22 protein-coding genes are annotated in these 21,320 nt (G+C 67.8%); all 22 read right to left on the bottom strand.

The genetic code is table 11. The annotated features are described in order from the left end of the window. The 22 genes from rplE to AB0J93_RS05485 all read right to left on the bottom strand — a co-directional run bounded on the left by rplE (position 1) and on the right by AB0J93_RS05485 (position 21,017). Positions 1–570, bottom strand: coding sequence for a 50S ribosomal protein L5 (gene rplE, locus AB0J93_RS05590; RefSeq protein ID WP_093403618.1), 570 nt, complete (start codon positions 568–570; stop codon positions 1–3). Beyond that, on the bottom strand, positions 570–890 hold the full coding sequence (gene rplX, locus AB0J93_RS05585; protein ID WP_170863408.1) for a 50S ribosomal protein L24: 321 nt from the start codon (positions 888–890) through the stop codon (positions 570–572). The genes rplE and rplX overlap by 1 nt, the downstream gene beginning before the upstream one ends. Continuing rightward, the gene (gene rplN / locus AB0J93_RS05580) at positions 887–1,255 is read right to left on the bottom strand and encodes a 50S ribosomal protein L14 (protein ID WP_363918427.1); all 369 of its coding nucleotides are present in this window, start codon (positions 1,253–1,255) and stop codon (positions 887–889) included. The genes rplX and rplN overlap by 4 nt, the downstream gene beginning before the upstream one ends. A 95-nt stretch (positions 1,256–1,350) precedes the next feature. Continuing rightward, on the bottom strand, positions 1,351–1,626 hold the full coding sequence (gene rpsQ, locus AB0J93_RS05575; protein ID WP_363918425.1) for a 30S ribosomal protein S17: 276 nt from the start codon (positions 1,624–1,626) through the stop codon (positions 1,351–1,353). Continuing rightward, positions 1,623–1,859 carry a 50S ribosomal protein L29 gene (gene rpmC, locus AB0J93_RS05570; RefSeq protein ID WP_076466662.1) on the bottom strand — a complete coding sequence of 79 codons (237 nt, stop codon included), beginning with the start codon at positions 1,857–1,859 and terminating at the stop codon, positions 1,623–1,625. Before rpmC ends, rpsQ begins: the two co-directional genes overlap by 4 nt. Continuing rightward, the gene (rplP, locus tag AB0J93_RS05565; protein ID WP_007465292.1) at positions 1,859–2,284 is read right to left on the bottom strand and encodes a 50S ribosomal protein L16; all 426 of its coding nucleotides are present in this window, start codon (positions 2,282–2,284) and stop codon (positions 1,859–1,861) included. Before rplP ends, rpmC begins: the two co-directional genes overlap by 1 nt. A gap of 3 nt (positions 2,285–2,287) precedes the next feature. Further along, a complete protein-coding gene (gene rpsC / locus AB0J93_RS05560; RefSeq protein WP_203997238.1) occupies positions 2,288–3,154 on the bottom strand; it encodes a 30S ribosomal protein S3 in 867 nt (288 codons plus the stop codon). Next, entirely contained in the window at positions 3,154–3,609 is a 456-nt protein-coding gene (gene rplV, locus AB0J93_RS05555) for a 50S ribosomal protein L22 (RefSeq protein WP_164447883.1), read from the bottom strand. Before rplV ends, rpsC begins: the two co-directional genes overlap by 1 nt. A 40-nt stretch (positions 3,610–3,649) precedes the next feature. Next, complete coding sequence (gene rpsS / locus AB0J93_RS05550) at positions 3,650–3,931, bottom strand: 30S ribosomal protein S19 (protein WP_013735950.1); 282 nt, start codon at positions 3,929–3,931, stop codon at positions 3,650–3,652. A gap of 12 nt (positions 3,932–3,943) precedes the next feature. Beyond that, positions 3,944–4,783 carry a 50S ribosomal protein L2 gene (rplB, locus tag AB0J93_RS05545; protein WP_169595904.1) on the bottom strand — a complete coding sequence of 280 codons (840 nt, stop codon included), beginning with the start codon at positions 4,781–4,783 and terminating at the stop codon, positions 3,944–3,946. Positions 4,784–4,795: 12 nt separating this feature from the next. Next, positions 4,796–5,098 carry a 50S ribosomal protein L23 gene (gene rplW, locus AB0J93_RS05540; protein ID WP_093403611.1) on the bottom strand — a complete coding sequence of 101 codons (303 nt, stop codon included), beginning with the start codon at positions 5,096–5,098 and terminating at the stop codon, positions 4,796–4,798. Beyond that, positions 5,095–5,745 (bottom strand): 50S ribosomal protein L4, encoded by a 651-nt coding sequence (gene rplD, locus AB0J93_RS05535; RefSeq protein WP_363918422.1) that lies wholly within the window; start codon positions 5,743–5,745, stop codon positions 5,095–5,097. The genes rplW and rplD overlap by 4 nt, the downstream gene beginning before the upstream one ends. Beyond that, complete coding sequence (gene rplC, locus AB0J93_RS05530) at positions 5,742–6,407, bottom strand: 50S ribosomal protein L3 (RefSeq protein ID WP_093403607.1); 666 nt, start codon at positions 6,405–6,407, stop codon at positions 5,742–5,744. The genes rplD and rplC overlap by 4 nt, the downstream gene beginning before the upstream one ends. A gap of 11 nt (positions 6,408–6,418) precedes the next feature. Continuing rightward, on the bottom strand, positions 6,419–6,727 hold the full coding sequence (gene rpsJ, locus AB0J93_RS05525) for a 30S ribosomal protein S10 (protein ID WP_007073037.1): 309 nt from the start codon (positions 6,725–6,727) through the stop codon (positions 6,419–6,421). 349 nt (positions 6,728–7,076) lie between these two features. Continuing rightward, the gene (gene tuf / locus AB0J93_RS05520; RefSeq protein WP_137776520.1) at positions 7,077–8,270 is read right to left on the bottom strand and encodes an elongation factor Tu; all 1,194 of its coding nucleotides are present in this window, start codon (positions 8,268–8,270) and stop codon (positions 7,077–7,079) included. 222 nt (positions 8,271–8,492) lie between these two features. Further along, positions 8,493–10,589: an elongation factor G gene (fusA, locus tag AB0J93_RS05515; protein ID WP_363918419.1), complete on the bottom strand. Its 2,097-nt coding sequence runs from the start codon at positions 10,587–10,589 to the stop codon at positions 8,493–8,495. 74 nt (positions 10,590–10,663) lie between these two features. After that, complete coding sequence (gene rpsG, locus AB0J93_RS05510; RefSeq protein WP_093403604.1) at positions 10,664–11,134, bottom strand: 30S ribosomal protein S7; 471 nt, start codon at positions 11,132–11,134, stop codon at positions 10,664–10,666. A 1-nt stretch (position 11,135) separates the two neighbouring features. Then, a complete protein-coding gene (gene rpsL / locus AB0J93_RS05505) occupies positions 11,136–11,510 on the bottom strand; it encodes a 30S ribosomal protein S12 (RefSeq protein ID WP_013735958.1) in 375 nt (124 codons plus the stop codon). Positions 11,511–12,048: 538 nt separating this feature from the next. Then, positions 12,049–12,420, bottom strand: coding sequence for a hypothetical protein (locus AB0J93_RS05500; RefSeq protein ID WP_363918417.1), 372 nt, complete (start codon positions 12,418–12,420; stop codon positions 12,049–12,051). A 621-nt stretch (positions 12,421–13,041) separates the two neighbouring features. After that, entirely contained in the window at positions 13,042–13,407 is a 366-nt protein-coding gene (locus AB0J93_RS05495; RefSeq protein WP_363918415.1) for a hypothetical protein, read from the bottom strand. Positions 13,408–13,567: 160 nt separating this feature from the next. After that, positions 13,568–17,455, bottom strand: a complete 3,888-nt coding sequence (locus AB0J93_RS05490; protein WP_363918413.1) for a DNA-directed RNA polymerase subunit beta' — start codon at positions 17,453–17,455, stop codon at positions 13,568–13,570. A 130-nt stretch (positions 17,456–17,585) separates the two neighbouring features. Further along, entirely contained in the window at positions 17,586–21,017 is a 3,432-nt protein-coding gene (locus tag AB0J93_RS05485; RefSeq protein ID WP_363918411.1) for a DNA-directed RNA polymerase subunit beta, read from the bottom strand. Positions 21,018–21,320: the final 303 nt, after the last annotated feature.

The raw sequence follows: 21,320 nt of genomic DNA, 5'->3' as shown, positions 1-21,320 counted from the left end.
TCAGTTCTCCTTGAACGGGAAGCCCAGGAGCTTCAACAGCGCCCGGCCCTCGTCGTCGGTCGTGGCGGTCGTGACCACCGTGATGTCCATGCCCCGCTGGCGATCGATCTTGTCCTGGTCGATCTCGTGGAACACCGACTGCTCGGTCAGACCGAACGTGTAGTTGCCGTGCCCGTCGAGCTTGCGCCCGTCCAGGCCGCGGAAGTCACGGATACGCGGCAGCGCGATGGACAGCAGCCGGTCCAGGAACTCCCACATCCGGTCGCCGCGCAGGGTCACCTTCGCGCCGATCGGCATGCCTTCCCGCAGCTTGAACTGCGCGATGGACTTCGTCGCCCGCCGGACCTGCGGCTTCTGGCCGGTGATGGTGGCCAGGTCGCGGACCGCACCGTCGATGAGCTTGGCGTCCCGGGCGGCCTCGCCCACACCCATGTTCACGACGATCTTGACCAGCCGCGGCACCTGCATCGGGTTGCCGTACTCGTACTGCTCGCGCAGCTGGGCGATGATCTCGTTGCGGTACCGCTCCTTGAGGCGCGGCATCGTCTTGGTTTCGGTAGCCGTGGTCATCACAGGTCCTTACCGGTGCTACGCGCGATGCGAACCTTCTGGCCGTTTTCGTCGATCCGGTAACCGACGCGGGTCGGCTTGCCGTCGGAGTCCACGACCATCACGTTCGAGACGTGGATCGGGGCCTCCTGGGTGACGATGCCACCGGTCTTGGCGCCACGCTGGGTGGTGCTGATGCGAGTGTGCTTCTTGATCCGGTTCACGCCCTCGACCAGGACCTTGTCCTGCCGCGGGTAGGCCGCGATGACCTTACCCTTGGCACCCTTGTCCTTGCCGGCGATGACGACGACCGTGTCGCCCTTCTTGACCTTCACGGTCACAACACCTCCGGCGCGAGAGAGATGATCTTCATGAACCGCTTGTCCCGCAACTCACGGCCGACCGGGCCGAAGATACGGGTACCGCGCGGGTCCCCGCCGTCCTTGATGATGACGGCGGCGTTCTCGTCGAAGCGGATGTACGAACCGTCCGGCCGCCGCTTCTCCTTGGCGGTGCGGACGATGACAGCCCTGACCACGTCGCCCTTCTTCACACCGGCACCCGGGATCGCGTCCTTGACGGTGGCCACGATGACGTCGCCGATGCTCGCGTAGCGCCGACCGGAGCCACCGAGAACCCGGATGCACAGGATCTCCCGGGCACCCGTGTTGTCAGCGACGCGCAGTCGCGACTCCTGCTGAATCACGTCTATCTCCTATGTCTGCCGGTTCTCCGGCCGCCGGGGCGGCCGGAGCCTGGCGGAACCTGCGCCCGACCGTCTGGGCCGAGCTCGAGCCTTCGCTACTTGGCCTTCTCGAGGATCTCCACGAGCCGCCACCGCTTGGTGGCGGAGAGCGGCCGGGTCTCCATGATCAGGACGCGGTCGCCGATGCCGGCGGAGTTCTGCTCGTCGTGGACCTTGAGCTTGCTGGTCCGGCGCATGATCTTGCCGTACAGCGCGTGCTTGACCCGGTCCTCGACCTCGACCACGACGGTCTTTTCCATCTTGTCGCTGACCACGAGGCCCTCACGGACCTTGCGCCGGCCCCGCGTGGCGGTGGTGGTGTTCTCGCTCATCCTGCAGTCACCTCAGTCGGCGCGGCCGAGAGCCCCAGCTCACGCTCACGCATGATCGTGTAGATCCGGGCAATTTCCCGACGGATGACCTGCAGCCGCCGGTTGTTGTCCAGCTGCCCGGTTGCGGCCTGCACGCGGAGGTTGAACAGCTCCGCCTTGGCCTCGCGCAGCTTCGTGACCAGCTCCTCCTCGGAGAGCTCACGCAGCTCGGAGGCCTTAACGCCCGCTGCCATCAGGATTCACCCACTTCGCGCGTAACAATGCGGCACTTCATCGGGAGCTTGTGGATCGCGCGACGCATCGCCTCTCGCGCGATCTGCTCGTTCGGGAAGGACATCTCGAAGAGAACCCGCCCGGGCTTGACGTTCGCGACCCACCACTCGGGCGAGCCCTTACCGGAACCCATCCGGGTTTCCGCCGGCTTCTTGGTGAGGGCCTGGTCCGGGAAGATGGTGATCCAGACCTTGCCGCCACGCTTGATGTGGCGGGTCATCGCGATACGCGCCGACTCGATCTGCCGGTTGGTCACGTACGCCGGTTCCAGAGCCTGGATCCCGAACTCGCCGAACACCACCCGGTTGCCGCCCTTGGACGCGCCGCTGCGGTCCGGGTGGTGCGGCTTGCGGAAGCCCTTCGGGGGCTTGCGCGGCATCAGCATCTGTCAGCCCTCCTGCTGCGTTTCTGCCGGAGCCGAAGCGGCAGCCGCGACAGCAGCGCTGTCCACCGGCTCGCCACTCGGCGTCTCGGCCTGCTGCGCGACGGTCGTCGCGGCAGCCCGGCCGGCCTCGGTGCCACCGGAGGTCGTGCCGGACGAACCCGACCGACCGCGGCGCGGCCGCTCGGGCCGGTCACCGCGCTCCCGGCGCGGGCGCGACGGCGCCTCGGTCGGAGTCTCCCGACCCGGCACCGCGTCACCCTTGTAGATCCAGACCTTCACGCCGATGCGGCCGAAGGTGGTACGGGCCTCGAAGAAGCCGTACTCGATGTTGGCCCGCAGCGTGTGCAGCGGAACCCGACCCTCGCGGTAGAACTCCGTGCGGCTCATCTCGGCGCCGCCGAGGCGACCCGAGACCTGCACCCGGATGCCCTTGCACATCGGGTTCTTCATCGCCGACTGCATCGCCTTACGCATCGCGCGGCGGAAGCTGACCCGGCTGGAGAGCTGCTCGGCAACGCCCTGGGCGACCAGCTGCGCGTCCGACTCGGGGTTCTTCACCTCGATGATGTTCAGCTGCACCTGCTTGCCGGTGAGCTTCTCCAGCTCGCCGCGGATCCGGTCGGCCTCCGCGCCCTTACGGCCGATGACGATGCCCGGCCGTGCGGTGTGGATGTCGACGCGGACCCGGTCGCGGGTGCGCTCGATGTCGACCTTGGAGATGCCGGCGCGCTCCAGCCCCTTGGACATCATCCGGCGGATCTTGACATCCTCGCCGATGTAGTCCTTGTAGAGCTTGTCCGCGAACCAGCGGGACTTCCAGTCGGTCGAGATGCCGAGCCGGAACCCGTGCGGGTGAACCTTCTGACCCATTACTCGGCGCCCTCCGTGTTGCTCTGCGTCTCGGCCGGCGCGGTCTGCTTCGCCGGAGCCGCCTTGTTCGCCGACTTCCTCGGCGCGGCCGGCGCGACCGCCTCGACCGCCACGGTGATGTGGCAGGTGCGCTTACGGATCCGGTACGCCCGGCCCTGCGCCCGTGGCTGGAACCGCTTCATCGTCGGGCCCTCGTCCACGAACGCCTCGCTGACGAGCAGCGCGTCGGGGTCCAGCCGCTCGTTGTTCTCCGCGTTGGCGATCGCGCTCGCGAGCACCTTGTACACCTGCTCGCTCGCAGCCTGCGGCGCGAACTGCAGCACCGTGAGCGCCTCCTTCGCGGGCAGGCCGCGGACGAGGTTGACCACCCGGCGCGCCTTCATCGGCGAGATGCGCACGTACCGCGCAACCGCCCGCGCGCCCGGAAGCACCGGAGCGTCGCCCTTTCCTGGCATCGCTGTAACCCCTTGATCCTCTATCCGTATGCCCGCGGCGTCAGCGCCGGCGGCTCTTCCGGTCGTCCTTTTCGTGACCCTTGAACGTGCGGGTCAGCGCGAACTCGCCGAGCTTGTGCCCGACCATCGCCTCGGTCACGAACACCGGGACGTGCTTACGTCCGTCGTGCACGGCGATCGTGTGCCCCAGCATCTCCGGGATGATCGTCGAGCGCCGCGACCAGGTCTTGATGACGTTCTTCGAGCCCTTCTCGTTCTGCGTCTCCACCTTCTTGAGCAGGTGGTCGTCGATGAACGGGCCCTTCTTCAGGCTGCGAGGCATGTCTTATCTCCCTCAGCCGCGCTTACGCGTGGCGTAGCGGCGGCGGACGATCAGCCGGTCACTCGGCTGGCCCTTACGACGGGTGCGGCCCTCGGGCTTACCCTGCGGGTTGACCGGGTGGCGACCACCGGAGGTCTTGCCCTCACCACCACCGTGCGGGTGGTCGACCGGGTTCATGGCGACACCACGGACGGTCGGGCGCTTGCCCTTCCAACGCATCCGGCCGGCCTTACCCCAGTTGATGTTCGACTGGTCGGCGTTGCCGATCTCACCGACGCTGGCGCGGCAGCGCACGTCCACCCGCCGGATCTCACCGGACGGCATCCGCAGGGTCGCGTACGCGCCCTCGCGGCCGAGCAGCTGGATGCCGACGCCGGCCGAGCGGGCCAGCTTGGCACCGCCACCCGGACGCAGCTCCACGTTGTGGATCGTGGTACCGACCGGGATGTTGCGCAACGGCAGGTTGTTGCCCGGCTTGATGTCGGCACTCGGGCCCGACTCGACCGCGTCGCCCTGCTTCAGGTCCTTCGGCGCGATGATGTAACGCTTCTCGCCGTCGGCGTAGTGCAGCAGCGCGATCCGCGCGGTGCGGTTCGGGTCGTACTCGATGTGCGCGACCTTGGCCGGCACGCCGTCCTTGTCGACCCGCTTGAAGTCGATGATCCGGTACTGGCGCTTGTGGCCACCGCCCTGGTGCCGGGCGGTGATCCGGCCGTGCACGTTCCGGCCGCCCTTCTTGGGCAGCGGCGCCAGCAGCGACTTCTCGGGCGTCGACCGGGTGATCTCGGCGAAGTCGGCGACGCTCGAGCCACGCCGGCCCGGCGTCGTCGGCTTGTACTTACGAATAGCCATTGTCTACACCCCTCAGCTGACCGGGCCGCCGAAGGCCTCGATGCGGTCGCCCTCAGCCAGCTTCACCATCGCCCGCTTGGTGTCCTTGCGCTTGCCGAACCCGGTACGGGTCCGCTTGCGCTTGCCCTCGCGGTTGAGCGTGTTGACCGTCAGGACACGGACGTTGAAGATCTGCTCGATAGCGATCTTGATCGCCGTCTTGTTCGCGTCCGGGTGCACCAGGAAGGTGTACCAGTTGCGGTTCAGCTCGCTGTAGCTCTTCTCCGAGACGACCGGCGCGACGATGATGTCGCGCGGATCGGCGATCGTGCTCACTTGCCACCCTCCTCGGTGGTCTCGGCCGGTACGCCCAGGAACTCGTCCAGGGCCTCCTTGGTGAAGACCACATCGTCGGCCACCAGCACGTCGTAAGTGTTGAGCTGGCCGGCCTCGATCAGGTGCACCCGCTGCTCGTTGCGCAGCGACACCCAGTTCAGCTCGTCGGTGCTGCTCAGCACGACCAGCACCCGCCGGGCGGTGGTCAGCTTGGCGAGCGCGGCCAGGGCGGCCTTGGTCGACGGCTTCTCGCCCGAGACGAACGCCTCGACGACGTGCACCTGCCCGGCGCGCGCCCGGTCCGACAGGGCGCCACGCAGCGCGGCGGCCTTCATCTTCTTCGGGGTGCGCTGGCTGTAGTCACGCGGCACCGGACCGTGGACCACGCCACCGCCGGCGAACTGCGGCGCGCGGATCGAGCCCTGCCGGGCACGACCGGTGCCCTTCTGCTTGTACGGCTTCTTGCCGCCGCCAGCAACCTCGCCCCGGGTCTTGGTCTTGTGGGTGCCCTGCCGGGCGGCAGCGAGCTGCGCCACGACGACCTGGTGCATCAGCGCGATGTTGGCCTGCGCGTCGAAGATGTCGGCGGGCAGCTCGACCGAGCCGGTCTTGGTGCCCTCAGAGTTGAGGACGTCAACGGTGGTCACTTGCCCACACCGCCCTTCTTCGCCTTGGCCTTGGCCGCGGTACGGACCAGGACCAGCGCGCCCTTGGGGCCGGGAATGGCGCCACGGACGAGCAGGAGATTGTTCTCGGTGTCGACCGCCTGGACGGTCAGGTTCTGCACGGTGTAGCGCACGCCACCCATGCGGCCGGCCATCCGGGTGCCCTTGAAGACGCGACCCGGGGTGGCGCAGGCGCCGATCGAGCCCGGCGAGCGGTGCTTGCGCTCGACACCGTGGCTGGCGCGCAGACCGTGGAAGCCGTGCCGCTTCATCGGGCCGGCGTAGCCCTTGCCCTTGGTCTTGCCGGTCACGTCGATCGAGACACCGGCCGGGAACTCCTCGACCGTGACCTCCTGGCCGAGCGAGTAGTCCGCAGCGTCGCTGGTGCGCAGCTCGACGATGTGCCGGCGCGGCGCCACGTCGGCCTTGGCGTAATGCCCACGCAGCGGCTTCTTGGCCTTGCGCGGGTCGATCGTCCCGTACGCCAGCTGGACCGCGGAGTAACCGTCCTTGTCGGCGTCACGAACCTGGGTGATGACGCAGGGGCCGGCCTGAACCACGGTCACCGGGACAACGCGGTTGTTGTCCCAGACCTGGGTCATGCCGAGCTTCGCGCCCAGGATCCCCTTAACTTGCCTGTCCATGTGTCCGGTCCCTACAGCTTGATCTCGATGTCGACGCCAGCCGGCAGGTCGAGGCGCATGAGCGAGTCGACCGTCTTCGGGGTCGGGTCGATGATGTCGATCAGTCGCTTGTGCGTACGCATCTCGAAGTGCTCGCGCGAGTCCTTGTACTTGTGCGGCGAGCGGATGACGCAGAAACGGTTGATCTCCGTGGGCAGCGGCACCGGGCCCGCGACCTGCGCCCCGGTACGCGTCACCGTCTCGACGATCTTCCGAGCCGAGGAGTCGACGACCTCGTGGTCATAGGCCTTGAGCCGGATGCGGATCTTCTGTCCCGCCATGGTGGCTTCTGTTCCTTCTCTCGATGCCGCTGTGTTGCGGGTGTCTGTACCGGCTGGCACAGGCCCTCTTCGCCCACCCCCGCGGTCGGGCGTGTCGCGCCCTGGGGCCAGGCTCCGCCCCGGGCTACCGGAGCGATCCTGACCGCGGTGGGTCCAGGCGCCGATCGCACTGAGGCGACCTGAACGCCGCGCGAGGGTGGTTGACGGACGGGCCGCCAACCACCCCACGCCCGACTGCTCTGCCTACCCGGAGGTTCAGCGAAAGCCGAACACGGGCGGCGAACTGTCGTTACGCAACCTGACTAGTATGCCGCACGACCGGCGGCGGGTCTAATCGGGGTTACCCAGCTCACTTGATGATCTTGGTGACGCGACCAGCGCCAACCGTACGGCCACCCTCCCGGATCGCGAACTTGAGGTTGTCCTCCATCGCGATGGGCTGGATCAGCTTCACGGTCATCGTGGTGTTGTCGCCCGGCATGACCATCTCGGTGCCCTCGGGGAGGGTGACGACACCGGTGACGTCCGTGGTCCGGAAGTAGAACTGCGGACGGTAGTTCTGGAAGAACGGGGTGTGCCGGCCGCCCTCCTCCTTGGAGAGGATGTAGACCGTCGCCTCGAACTCGGTGTGCGGGGTGCTGGTGCCCGGCTTGACGACCACCATGCCGCGCTCGACGTCCTCGCGCTTGATGCCGCGCAGCAGCAGACCGACGTTCTCACCCGCACGGGCCTCGTCGAGCAGCTTGCGGAACATCTCGATGCCGGTGCAGACCGTCTTCTGCGACTTCTCGCGGATACCGACGATCTCCACCTCCTCGTTCGGCTTGAGCACGCCGCGCTCGGCGCGACCGGTGACGACGGTGCCACGACCGGTGATCGTGAACACGTCCTCGATCGGCATCAGGAACGGCTTCTCGGTCTCGCGCTCCGGCTGCGGAATCGCGGTGTCGACCGCGTTCATCAGCTCCATGAGTCGGCCGGTCCACTCCGGGTCGCCCTCGAGGGCCTTGAGCGCCGAGACGCGAACGACCGGCAGGTCGTCGCCCGGGTACTCCTGGGCCGAGAGCAGCTCACGGACCTCGAGCTCGACGAGCTCCAGCAGCTCCTCGTCGTCGACCATGTCGCTCTTGTTCAGCGCCACGACGATGTACGGCACGCCGACCTGGCGGGCCAGCAGCACGTGCTCGCGGGTCTGCGGCATCGGGCCGTCGGTCGCCGCGACCACCAGGATCGCGCCGTCCATCTGGGCGGCACCGGTGATCATGTTCTTGATGTAGTCGGCGTGACCGGGGCAGTCGACGTGCGCGTAGTGCCGCGCCTCGGTCTGGTACTCGACGTGCGCGATCGAGATCGTGATGCCCCGGGCCTTCTCCTCGGGCGCCTTGTCGATCTCGTCGAACGGCGTGTACGGGTTCAGGTCCGGGTACTGGTCGTGCAGGACCTTGGTGATGGCCGCCGTCAGCGTCGTCTTACCGTGGTCGATGTGACCAATGGTGCCGATGTTGACGTGCGGCTTAGTCCGCTCGAACTTCGCCTTCGCCACTGGTGTCCTCCTGTGGACTTCTTGGTTCGTTCGCCCCGGCGCGCCAGGTCGGCGCTTAGGACTCTGTCGACAGCCTTTCCGGCCTGACGGCCGGAGAGCTTTTGTGGGTTCTGCGGCGATGAAGCCTACAGGCCCGGAATTCACACAATCCGACCGAGGTGGTCGCGGTCGGGGAATGCTCCCGCGACCACCGTCGGATCATCCGATCACGTCAGGTGAGCGTCACTCACCCGTCGCCTTGGCGATGATCTCCTTAGCCACGGAGGACGGAACCTCCGCGTAGGAGTCGAACTGCATGCTGTAGCTAGCCCGGCCCTGGGTCTTCGACCGCAGGTCGCCGACGTAGCCGAACATCTCCGACAACGGCACCAGGGCGCGGACGACACGGGCGCCGCTGCGCTCCTCCATCGCCTGGATGATGCCGCGTCGGGAGTTGAGGTCGCCGATGACGTCACCCATGTTCTCCTCGGGAGTGGTGACCTCAACAGCCATCATCGGCTCGAGCAACGCCGGGTCGGCCTTGCGGGCCGCCTCCTTCATCACCATCGAGCCAGCGATCTTGAATGCCATCTCGGACGAGTCGACCTCGTGGTACTGGCCGTCCAGCAGCGTCAGCTTGACGCCCACCAGGGGGAAGCCGGCGAGGATGCCGTACTGCATGGCGTCCTGCGCACCCGCGTCCACCGACGGGATGAACTCCCGGGGGATGCGACCACCGGTGACGGCGTTGGCGAACTCGTAGGTCGGCGCGTCGTTCCCGAGCGGCAACGGCTCCAGGCTGATGATCACCCGGGCGTACTGGCCGGAACCACCGGTCTGCTTCTTGTGGGTGTACTCGACCTTCTCCACCGTGCGGCGGATGGTCTCGCGGTACGCCACCTGCGGCTTACCGATGTTCGCCTCGACGTTGAACTCGCGGCGCATCCGGTCCACCAGGATGTCCAGGTGCAGCTCGCCCATGCCGGAGATGACCGTCTGGCCGGTCTGGTCGTCCAGCTTGACGCGGAAGGTCGGGTCCTCCTCGGCCAGCCGCTGGATGGCGGTGCTGAGCTTCTCCTGGTCAGCCTTCGTCTTCGGCTCGATGGCCACCTCGATGACCGGCTCCGGGAAGGTCATCGACTCCAGGATGACCGGGTTCGCCGGGTCGCACAGGGTGTCACCGGTGGTGGTCTGCTTCAGACCCTGCACCGCGATGATGTCGCCAGCCTTGGCGGAGCTGCGCTCCTCCCGCTTGTTGGCGTGCATCTGGTAGATCTTGCCGACCCGCTCCTTGCGGTCCTTGGTGGAGTTGACCACCTGGGACCCGGACTCGACCACGCCGGAGTAGACCCGGACGTAGGTCAGCTTGCCGAGGTGCTTGTCGGTCTGGATCTTGAATGCCAGACCCGAGAAGGGCTCCGAAGTGGAGGGCTTACGCTGCATCGGCGTCTCGCCGTCGGTCGCCGTGCCCTCGATCGCCGGGATGTCCAGCGGCGACGGCAGGTAGTCGATGACGGCGTCGAGCATGGGCTGCACGCCCTTGTTCTTGAACGCCGAGCCGCAGAGCACCGGGTTGGCCTTGCTGGCGATGGTGGCCCGACGGATGGCGGCCTTGACCTCCTCGACGGAGATCTCCTCGCCCTCCAGGTACTTCTCCATCACCGAGTCGTCGACGTCGGCCAGGGTCTCCATCAGCTTCTCGCGCCACTCGGCGGCGGAGGCGGCCAGATCGGCCGGGATCTCCTCGATCGCGTAGTCCTCACCCTTCTGGGTCTCCCCGCGCCAGGTGAGGGCGCGCATCTCGACCAGGTCGACGACGCCGATGTGGTCGCCCTCGAGCCCGATCGGGATCTGGAGCACCAGCGGAGTGGCGTTCAGCCGGTCGATCATCATCTGCACGCAGCGGAAGAAGTCGGCACCGGTCCGGTCGAGCTTGTTGACGAAGCACATCCGCGGGACGTTGTACTTGTCCGCCTGGCGCCAGACGTTCTCCGTCTGCGGCTCCACGCCGGCCACACCGTCGTAGACCGCAACGGCACCGTCCAGGACCCGCAGCGACCGCTCCACCTCGACCGTGAAGTCGACGTGGCCGGGCGTGTCGATGATCTGGATCGTGTGGCCCTTCCACTCGCACTTCGTGGCGGCGGAAGTGATGGTGATACCGCGCTCCTGCTCCTGCTCCATCCAGTCCATGACGGCAGCGCCCTCGTGGACCTCACCGATCTTGTACGTGATACCGGTGTAGAACAGGATTCGCTCGGTGGTGGTGGTCTTACCGGCATCGATGTGGGCCATGATGCCGATGTTGCGTACGTTGGCGAGCGCGTCTGCGGCGGCCACTTCAATCCCTACTTATCGTCGTCTCGACACAACTGGTGGCGGTCCCGGCACCGGATGGCGCCGGGACCAGGGTGTTACCAGCGGTAGTGCGCGAAGGCCTTGTTGGACTCGGCCATCTTGTGCGTGTCCTCGCGCCGCTTGACGGCGGCACCGAGGCCGTTGCTCGCGTCCAGCAGCTCGTTCATCAGCCGCTCGATCATCGTCTTCTCACGCCGAGCGCGGGCGTAGGTCACCAGCCAACGCAGGCCCAGCGTGGTGGCCCGGGCCGGCCGGACCTCGACCGGAACCTGGTAGGTCGCGCCACCGACACGGCGGCTGCGCACCTCAAGGGTCGGCTTGACGTTGTCCATGGCGCGCTTGAGGGTGACGACCGGATCGGTACCGGACTTCTCCCGGCAGCCCTCCAGGGCGGCGTACACGACGCGCTCGGCGAGCTGACGCTTGCCGCGCAGCAGGATCTTGTTCACCAGCTGCGTGACCAGCGGCGAGTTGTACACCGGGTCAGCGACCAGCGGTCGCCGCGGAGCAGGTCCCTTACGCGGCATGTCAGCTCTTCTCCTTCTTCGCGCCGTAACGGCTGCGCGCCTGCTTGCGGTTACGGACACCCTGGGTGTCCAGCGAACCGCGAACGATCTTGTAACGCACACCGGGGAGGTCCTTCACCCGGCCACCACGCACGAGCACGATCGAGTGCTCCTGCAGGTTGTGCCCGACACCCGGGATGTAGGCGGTCACCTCGACCTGGCTGCTGAGCTTGACACGAGCGACCTTGCGCAGCGCCGAGTTCGGCTTCTTCGGGGTGGTGGTGTACACCCGGGTGCACACCCCCCGCCGCTGCGGGGATCCCTTGAGCGCCGGGGTCTTGGTCTTGGTCGTCTTCGCCTGACGGCCCTTTCGGACCAACTGCTGAATGGTGGGCACCGGGTTTCTCCGCTCCCTTCGGCCGCTTCTCGCGACCGCGCCGTCTGCCGTAGCCGATCTCGTGATCGGCTCTCCTACATTCCGGCCAGGGCCACCTCGCGGAGGTCCCGGCACCCGCGGTCGGGCGTGTCGCCAAACTCACGGTTCCCGTCCGGCGCTTGCGCGCAGACCCGGGGTTTGTCACCGGCACACGGATGGCCGCAGGCCGGATCTTCTGACTCAGACGTGGTGCCGTCCGGATATCGGAAAACCGACTCCAACGCACGCACGAGTTGCCCGGGCGGGCCCGGGCACAAGGGGAAAGAGTACCTACCACAGCCGCGCAGGTCAAAACGGAAGACCTGCCGGACGTCGCATCGCTTGCCGGCTGGTCTCTGTCGCACCGCCCGCCCGTGATGGGCACCTACGGACACGAGTGTACCGGCTCTGCCGGAAACCGGCCCGCGAGCCCCCAGGCTGGCCCCGAACCGATCAAGATCGACTAGGCCCAGTGGCACAGGCCTCAGGAGGCGCAGGCCAGCCGGTGGCCGGCAAGGTCCTAGGCCAGGGCCAGCAGCACCGCCAGCCCCACGCCCACCAGGCAGAGCAGCAGGCCGGTCCCGCCGCAGCTGATTCCCGCGATGGCCAGGCCCCGCCCGGTGAAGCGGACCGCGGGCGGCGGCGCCGGACGGCGGATCTGCCGCAGGCCGAGCAGGCCGGTGACCACGGCGCCCACCCCGGTGAGGCCACCCAGCGCGGCGAAGGCGCCCGCCGCCCAGGCTCCGTTCGCCCCTCCCCCGATGGCGCCGACGCAGATGACCAGGATCGAGACCAGGATCGAGGTGATACCGGCCACCAGCGAGCCGACCGCCAGGCCCGAGGCGACCGGGGGCACGTCGAGGTGCACCACCGCGAACGGCGTACCGGGCACCGGCTCGACCCGCTTCGGCGGTCGGGGAGGATCCTGCGGCGGTGGTGGCGGGGGCTGCCCCCAGCCTGAGCCGCCGCCGGTCCAACCCGGCGCAGCCGGCGCCCCCGGCACCGTCCCGTAGGCAGGCGGACCGGCGGCCGGTGATCCGAGAGTCGCAGGAGCGGGCGGTGCCGAGCCAGGCGGCGGACCGTAAGCCGGCGAGCCAGGCGGCGACCCGTAAGCGGGCGAGCCGGGCGGCGAGCCGTAAGCGGGCGAGCCGGGCGGCGAGCCAGGCGGACCGTAACCCGGCGAACCAGGCGGCGGACCGGCGGGCAGCGGCCCGAGAGCTGGCGGTCCGGACGGCGGGTGGACGGGCGTCGCGCCGGTTGCCGGCGGGGAGGTCGGCGGGACGGTCTGCTCCGGTTCGGGCTGTTCGGGCCCGGGCCGGGCCCATCCCGTCTGATCGGCATCGGGGCGCCCGACGGTGGGCTGAGCGGCTTCGCCGCCCTCGGGGCGCACCGGTTCCGTCACGGGATCCTCCTTGTCGGGCAGCGTCCACGCACCGCGCGACGGACACCGGTCAGGCTACCGTCGGCAGTCAGCCCCTCGATGCCGGGCGCGAGGACGTACCGGTCGCGCCGGTCAGTCGACCTCGGGCGCGAAGTCCTGCCCGTAGGGCGACTCGGCGAGCCGGATCACCCCGATCACCAGCGCCACCACCAGGCTGACCGCGACCAGCACCAGGCCCGTCCAGGCCAGCCGCTCGCCACGACGCAGCCAGGCCGCACCGGTCAGGAAACCCGCCGAGGCGTACGCCTCCCGACGCGCCTGCCGGGCCAGGTACAGGGCCACCGTGGCCGGTACCACGCCCCCGATCAGCAGTCCGGTCAGTGCGGCCATCAGGCCGAGGGCGAAGACCGCCCGGGCCTTGGTCGCCCGGACCGGATCCGGGTCGAGCGGGTGACGCGGTGCCGATGCGGCGGACACCGGTCCGGGTGCGATCGTCATGACCACATGATGCCCCCGTCGACGAATGTTCGCGCCGCACCCGCAAGCACGGCGCAGACCCGCGGCACGGAAATGTGTTCCCCGCCGCGCTTGCGGACGACCCTCGACACGAAGAGGCCCCGGCGTATGCACGCCGGGGCCTCTCACGTCACCGCACGGTCTAGCGGTACGACCCGAAGTCGAAGTCGTCCAGCGGGACCGCCTGACCACTGGCCGGCCCGAAGCCGTAGTCGGTCTCCGGGTAGCCGGTCATCGAGTAGACCTTGGCCTTCGCCTCCTCGGTCGGCTCGACCCGGACGTTGCGGTACTTGCTGATGCCGGTACCGGCCGGGATGAGCTTACCGATGATCACGTTCTCCTTGAGACCGATCAGCGAGTCGCTGCGGGCGTGGATCGCCGCGTCGGTCAGCACCCGGGTGGTCTCCTGGAAGGAGGCCGCCGAGAGCCAGGAGTCGGTGGCCAGCGAGGCCTTGGTGATACCCATCAGCACCGGGCGACCGGCGGCGGGCTCGCCACCCTCGCCGACGAGCCGGCGGTTCTCCGACTCGAACAGCGCCCGGTCGACAAGCACGCCCGGCAGGAACTCGGTCGAGCCGGAGTCGATGACCGTCACCCGCTTGAGCATCTGACGGATGATGATCTCGATGTGCTTGTCGTGGATGAGCACACCCTGCGAGCGGTAGACCTCCTGGACCTCCTGGGTCAGGTGGACCTGGACCGCCCGCGGGCCGAGGATGCGCAGCAGCTCGTGCGGGTCGATGGTGCCCTCGGTGAGCTTCTCGCCGACCTCGACGTGGTCGCCGTCGTGCGCCCGCAGCCGGACCCGCTTCGAGATCTTGTCGTAGACGATCTCGTCGCTGCCGTCGTCCGGGATCACCACGATCTTGCGCGACCGCTCGCCGTCCTCGATCCGGATCCGGCCGGGGGTGTCGGCGATGGGCGCCTTGCCCTTCGGGATCCGGGCCTCGAAGATTTCCTGGACACGCGGCAGACCCTGGGTGATGTCCTCACCCGCGACACCACCGGTGTGGAAGGTACGCATCGTCAGCTGCGTACCCGGCTCACCGATGGACTGGGCGGCGATGATGCCGACCGCCTCACCGACGTCGACGATCTTGCCGGTCGGCAGCGAGCGGCCGTAGCAGGCGCCGCAGACGCCCAGCTTCGACTCGCAGGTGAGCACGCTGCGTACCCGGATCGTCTCGACCCCTGCGGCGACGATCTTGTCGACCAGGATCGAGTTGATGTCCGCGCCCCGCTCGGCGACCACGGTGCCGTCCGGGCCCTTGATGTCGTCGGCCAGGGTACGGGCGTGCACGCTGGTCTCCGCGTGCTCGTGCACCACTAGCCGGCCGTCGAGCTGCTGACCGACCTGCATCGGGATGGCCCGGTCGGTGCCGCAGTCCTCCTCGCGGATGATGACGTCCTGCGAGACGTCCACCAGACGCCGGGTCAGGTAACCCGAGTCGGCGGTACGCAGAGCGGTGTCCGCGAGACCCTTACGGGCACCGTGCGTGGAGATGAAGTACTCCAGCACGGACAGACCCTCCCGGTAGCTGGCCTTGATCGGCCGCGGGATGATCTCGCCCTTCGGGTTGGCCACCAGACCACGGATCGCCGCGATCTGCCGGAGCTGGAGCAGGTTACCGCGAGCACCCGAGTTGATCATCTTCCACAGCGGGTTCTCCTGCGGCAGCGCGGTGTCCATCTCCTTGGCGACCTCGTTTGTCGCCTTGGTCCAGATCTCGATGAGCTCGCCGCGACGCTCCTCGGCGGTCATCAGACCACGCTGGTACTGCTTGTCGATCCGGTCGGCTTCCTTCTCGTACCGCTCCAGGATCTCCCGCTTGCGCGGCGGAGCGATGACGTCCTCCATGCCGATGGTCACACCGGACCAGGTGGCCCAGTGGAAACCGGCCTCCTTGAGCCCGTCGAGGGTGGCCGCCAGGGCAACCTTCGGGAACCGCTCGGCGAGGTCGTTGACGATCGCGGAGAGCTGGCCCTTGCGGATCTCGTAGTTCACGAACCGGTAGCCCTGCGGCAGGGTCTCGTTGAACAGCACCCGACCGAGGGTGGTCTCCACCGTCAGCGGCTCGCCCGGAACCCAGCCCTCAGGCGCGGTCCACGGCTGCCCACCGGCACCGTTGTCCACCTCGACCACGTCCCGCAGCCGGATCTTCACCGGCGCCTGCAGGTGCAGCTCGCCGTTGTCGTACGCCATCCGCGCCTCGGCGTCCGAGCTGAACGCCCGACCCTCCCCGCGCTCACCGGCGGTGAGGTGGGTCAGGTGGTAGAGCCCGATGACCATGTCCTGGGTGGGCATGGTGACCGGCTTGCCGTCGGCCGGCTTGAGGATGTTGTTCGACGACAGCATCAGGATCCGCGCCTCGGCCTGGGCCTCGGCGGACAGCGGCACGTGCACCGCCATCTGGTCACCGTCGAAGTCGGCGTTGAACGCGGTGCAGACCAGCGGGTGGATCTGGATGGCCTTGCCCTCGACCAGCTGCGGCTCGAAGGCCTGGATGCCGAGTCGGTGCAGGGTCGGTGCCCGGTTGAGCAGCACCGGGTGCTCGCCGATGACCTCTTCCAGCACGTCCCACACGACCGGCCGCTGCCGCTCGACCATCCGCTTGGCGGACTTGATGTTCTGCGCGTGGTTGAGGTCGACCAGCCGCTTCATCACGAACGGCTTGAACAGCTCCAGCGCCATCTGCTTGGGCAGGCCGCACTGGTGCAGCTTGAGCTTCGGGCCGACCACGATGACCGAACGGCCGGAGTAGTCGACGCGCTTGCCCAGCAGGTTCTGGCGGAACCGGCCCTGCTTGCCCTTGAGCATGTCGGACAGCGACTTGAGCGGACGGTTACCCGGGCCGGTGACCGGCCGGCCGCGGCGGCCGTTGTCGAACAGCGCGTCGACGGCCTCCTGCAGCATCCGCTTCTCGTTGTTGACGATGATCTCGGGTGCGCCGAGGTCGATCAGCCGCTTGAGCCGGTTGTTCCGGTTGATGACCCGCCGGTAGAGGTCGTTCAGGTCGCTGGTGGCGAAACGGCCACCGTCGAGCTGCACCATCGGGCGCAGGTCCGGCGGGATGACCGGTACGCAGTCCAGCACCATGCCGAGCGGCGAGTTGCGGGTGTTCTGGAACGCCGCCACGACCTTCAGTCGCTTGAGCGCCCGGATCTTCCGCTGTCCCTTACCCGTACGGATGGTCTCCCGCAGGTTCTCGGCCTCGGCCTCAAGGTCCATGTTCTGGACCAGGGCCTTGATCGCCTCGGCACCCATGCCACCGGTGAAGTACTCACCGAACCGGTCGCGCAGCTCACGGTAGAGCAGCTCGTCGGTGACCAGCTGCTTCGAGTCGAGCTTGCGGAAGGTGTCCAGCACCTCGTCCAGGCGGTCGATCTCGCGCTGGGCCCGGTCGCGGATCTGGCGCATCTCGCGCTCTCCGCCCTCCTTGACCTTGCGCCGGACGTCCGCCTTCGCGCCCTCGGCCTCCAGCTCGGCCAGGTCGGCCTCGAGCTTGGCCGCCCGCTTCTCGATCTCCGAGTCGCGGCTGTTCTCCGACTGCCGCTTCTCGGCCAGGATCTCGTTCTCGATGGTCGAGAGGTCACGGTGACGCGCTTCGGCGTCAACGCTCGTCACGACGTACGAGGCGAAGTAAATGATCTTCTCGAGGTCCTTCGGGGCGAGGTCCAGCAGGTAGCCCAGCCGGCTCGGCACGCCCTTGAAGTACCAGATGTGGGTCACCGGGGCAGCCAGCTCGATGTGGCCCATCCGCTCACGGCGGACCTTCGAACGGGTCACCTCGACGCCGCAGCGCTCACAGATGATGCCCTTGAACCGGACCCGCTTGTACTTACCGCAGTAGCACTCCCAGTCCCGCTGCGGACCGAAGATCTTCTCGCAGAAGAGCCCGTCCTTCTCCGGCTTGAGGGTGCGGTAGTTGATCGTCTCGGGCTTCTTGACCTCGCCGTGCGACCACTGACGAATGTCGTCCGCAGTCGCGAGGCCAATGCGCAGCTCGTCGAAGAAGTTGACGTCGAGCACGTTATATCCCTCGTGTCGTGTCTTGGTTCTAGCTAGCTCTCCCGGCAGGGGTCTGGGGCGGCGTGACCCGCGAAGGGATCAAGCCTGACCGCCCGGAGCGGGTTGCGCCGCCCCAGACCCACCACCTACCTCACACTTCCTCGACCGAGCTCGGCTCGCGCCGGGACAGGTCGATACCCAGTTCCTCCGCAGCCCGGAACACCTCGTCGTCGGTCTCGCGCATCTCCAGGGCCACGCCGTCGCTGGAGAGCACCTCAACGTTGAGGCACAGCGACTGCAGCTCCTTGAGCAGCACCTTGAACGACTCCGGGATGCCCGGCTCCGGGATGTTCTCGCCCTTGACGATGGCCTCGTAGACCTTCACCCGGCCGAGAACATCGTCGGACTTGATCGTCAGCAGCTCCTGCAGGGCGTACGCGGCACCGTAGGCCTGCATCGCCCAGCACTCCATCTCACCGAAACGCTGACCACCGAACTGCGCCTTACCACCCAGCGGCTGCTGCGTGATCATCGAGTACGGGCCGGTCGAACGAGCGTGGATCTTGTCGTCGACCAAGTGGTTGAGCTTCAGGATGTAGATGTAGCCGACCGCGATCGGGTCTGGCAGCGGCTCACCGGAACGGCCGTCGAACAGCTGTGCCTTGCCGGAGGAGCCGATCAGCTGCCGACCGTCCCGGTTGGGCAGGGTCGAGGCGAGCAGACCGGAGATCTCTTCCTCGCGGGCACCGTCGAAGACCGGGGTGGCCACGTTGGTGTCCGGTTCGGAGGAGTCGGCGCCGATGCCCTGGAGCTGTCGCTTCCACTCGGCGTCGTCGCCCTCGACCTGCCAGCCCGTCTTGGCCACCCAGCCCAGGTGAGTCTCCAGCACCTGGCCGATGTTCATCCGGCTCGGCACACCCAGCGGGTTGAGCACGATGTCGACCGGGGTGCCGTCCTCCAGGAACGGCATGTCCTCGACCGGCAGGATCTTGGAAATGACGCCCTTGTTGCCGTGGCGGCCGGCGAGCTTGTCACCGTCCTGGATCTTCCGCTTCTGAGCGACGTAGACCCGGACCAGCTCGTTGACGCCCGGCGGCAACTCGTCGCCGTCCTCCCGGGAGAAGGTACGCACGCCGATGACCGTGCCGGTCTCGCCGTGCGGCACCTTCAGGGAGGTGTCCCGAACCTCGCGCGCCTTCTCACCGAAGATCGCGCGAAGCAGCCGCTCCTCCGGGGTCAGCTCGGTCTCGCCCTTGGGCGTGACCTTGCCGACCAGGATGTCGCCAGGGACGACCTCGGCGCCGATCCGGATGATCCCGCGCTCGTCCAGGTCGGCGAGCATCTCCTCGCTGACGTTCGGGATGTCGCGGGTGATCTCCTCCGGGCCGAGCTTGGTGTCCCGGGCGTCGACCTCGTGCTCCTCGATGTGGATCGAGGTGAGCACGTCCTGCTGCACGAGGCGCTGCGACAGGATGATCGCGTCCTCGTAGTTGTGCCCCTCCCAGGTCATGAACGCCACGAGCAGGTTTCGCCCGAGCGCCATCTCACCCTCGTCGGTGCACGGACCGTCGGCGATGACCTGGCCGGCCTCGACCCGGTCCCCCTCGAAGACGACCGGCTTCTGGTTGACGCAGGAGCCGGCGTTGGAGCGGCGGAACTTGTGCAGCAGGTACGTCCGGCGGTGGCCGTCGTCCTGGTGGACGGTGATGTAGTCGGCGCAGAGGTCCTCGACCACGCCACCGACCTCGGCCACGACCACGTCACCGGCGTCGACGGCGGCACGGTACTCCATGCCGGTGCCGACCAGCGGGGACTCGGCCTTGACCAGCGGCACCGCCTGGCGCTGCATGTTCGCGCCCATCAGGGCCCGGTTCGCGTCGTCGTGCTCGAGGAACGGAATCATCGCGGTCGCGACCGAGGTCATCTGCCGCGGCGACACGTCCATGTAGTCCACGGCGGCCGGCGTGACGTCCTCGGTCTCGCCACCCTTACGGCGGACCAGGACGCGGTCTTCGGCGAACGTGCCGTCGGCCCGCAGCGGGGCGTTGGCCTGCGCCTTGACGAACCGGTCCTCCTCGTCCGCGGTCAGGTAGTCGATCTGGTCGGTGACCCGACCGTCGATGACCTTCCGGTACGGCGTCTCGATGAAGCCGAACGGGTTGACCCGGGCGAAGGTGGACAGCGCGCCGATCAGACCGATGTTCGGGCCTTCCGGCGTCTCGATCGGGCACATCCGTCCGTAGTGGGACGGGTGCACGTCGCGGACCTCGAAGCCGGCCCGTTCCCGGGACAGACCACCGGGGCCGAGCGCGCTCAGCCGTCGCCGGTGGGTCAGGCCCGCCAGCGGGTTGGTCTGGTCCATGAACTGGGACAGCTGCGAGGTGCCGAAGAACTCCCGGATCGCGGCGACGACCGGACGGATGTTGATCAGGGTCTGCGGCGTGATCGCCTCGACGTCCTGGGTGGTCATCCGCTCGCGGACGACCCGCTCCATCCGGGACAGGCCGACCCGAACCTGGTTCTGGATCAGCTCGCCCACGGTACGCAGCCGCCGGTTGCCGAAGTGGTCGATGTCGTCGGCCTCGTAGCCCTCCTCACCGGCGTGCAGCCGGCAGAGGTACTCCACGGTGGCGACGATGTCGTCCTCGGTCAGCGTGCCGGTGGTGATCGGCACGTCCAGCTCGAGCTTCTTGTTGAACTTGTACCGACCGACCTTGGCTACGTCGTACCGCTTCGGGTTGAAGAAGAGGTTGTCGAGCAGGGTCTGGGCGTTCTCGCGGGTCGGCGGCTCGCCAGGGCGCAGCTTGCGGTAGATGTCGAGTAGCGCCTCGTCCTGGCCGGCGATGTGGTCCTTCTCGAGCGTGGTCATCATCAGCTCGGACCAGCCGAACTTCTCACGGATCTGCTCGGCCGACCATCCGATGGCCTTGAGCAGCACCGTGACGGCCTGCCGACGCTTACGGTCGATGCGAACGCCGACCGTGTCGCGCTTGTCGATGTCGAACTCCAGCCAGGCACCCCGACTCGGGATGACCTTGACGCTGGAGAGGTCGCGGTCGGAGGTCTTGTCCGGCTGCTTGTCGAAGTAGACGCCCGGCGAGCGGACGAGCTGGCTGACCACCACACGCTCGGTGCCGTTGATGATGAAGGTGCCCTTGGGCGTCATCATCGGGAAGTCACCCATGAACACCGTCTGGCTCTTGATCTCGCCGGTGGTGTTGTTGGTGAACTCCGCGGTCACGAACAGTGGCGCGCAGTAGGTGAGGTCCTTCTCCTTGCACTCCTCGATCGAGGCCTTGACCTCGTCGAAGCGCGGCGCCGAGAAGGAAAGCGACATAGTGCCGGAAAAGTCCTCAATGGGACTGATCTCGTCGAGAATTTCCGCGAGACCCGAGCGTGCGTGCGGGTCGTCCGCCGACCGGCCCTGCCAAGCCTCGTTGCCGACGAGCCAGTCGAAGGACTCGTTCTGAATGGCGAGGAGGTTGGGGACCTCGAGGTGTTCGGTGATCCGACCGAAGGAAACTCGGCGGGGAGCGAATGCGCTCGACGTACGACTGGTCTTCGCAGGGCGGGAAGCTGCCAAGATGCGTCCTTCCGAGGACCGGTGCTGCAGAACGGCTGGTACGCGTGCACTCCAATGACCCCACCAGAAAATATCCACAAACGGACATTTCCGAGCAGGGGTCAAGTCGGAAGGCAGCGCAAACTAGCAGTGTAGCCGAGAGGCTAACCGCTGTCCAGCCCACCCCGCAGGTTGTTGCGGAACGTGCCTCGGGACCCCACGAACGGGTCGCACCGGGCCGCTCGGAACGCAACGTCCCTGCCGGGCCGCCCGGGTCTGCATGGCGAGTGGTGCTGCCGTCGCATTACCCGCGCGGTGGCCGTC

Origin of the sequence: Micromonospora sp. NPDC049374 (genome assembly GCF_040677165.1) — a bacterium.
Classification (GTDB): Bacteria; Actinomycetota; Actinomycetes; order Mycobacteriales; family Micromonosporaceae; genus Micromonospora.
The sequence above is the reverse complement of the archived record's forward strand: the minus strand, read 5'-3'. Positions and strand labels throughout refer to the sequence as shown.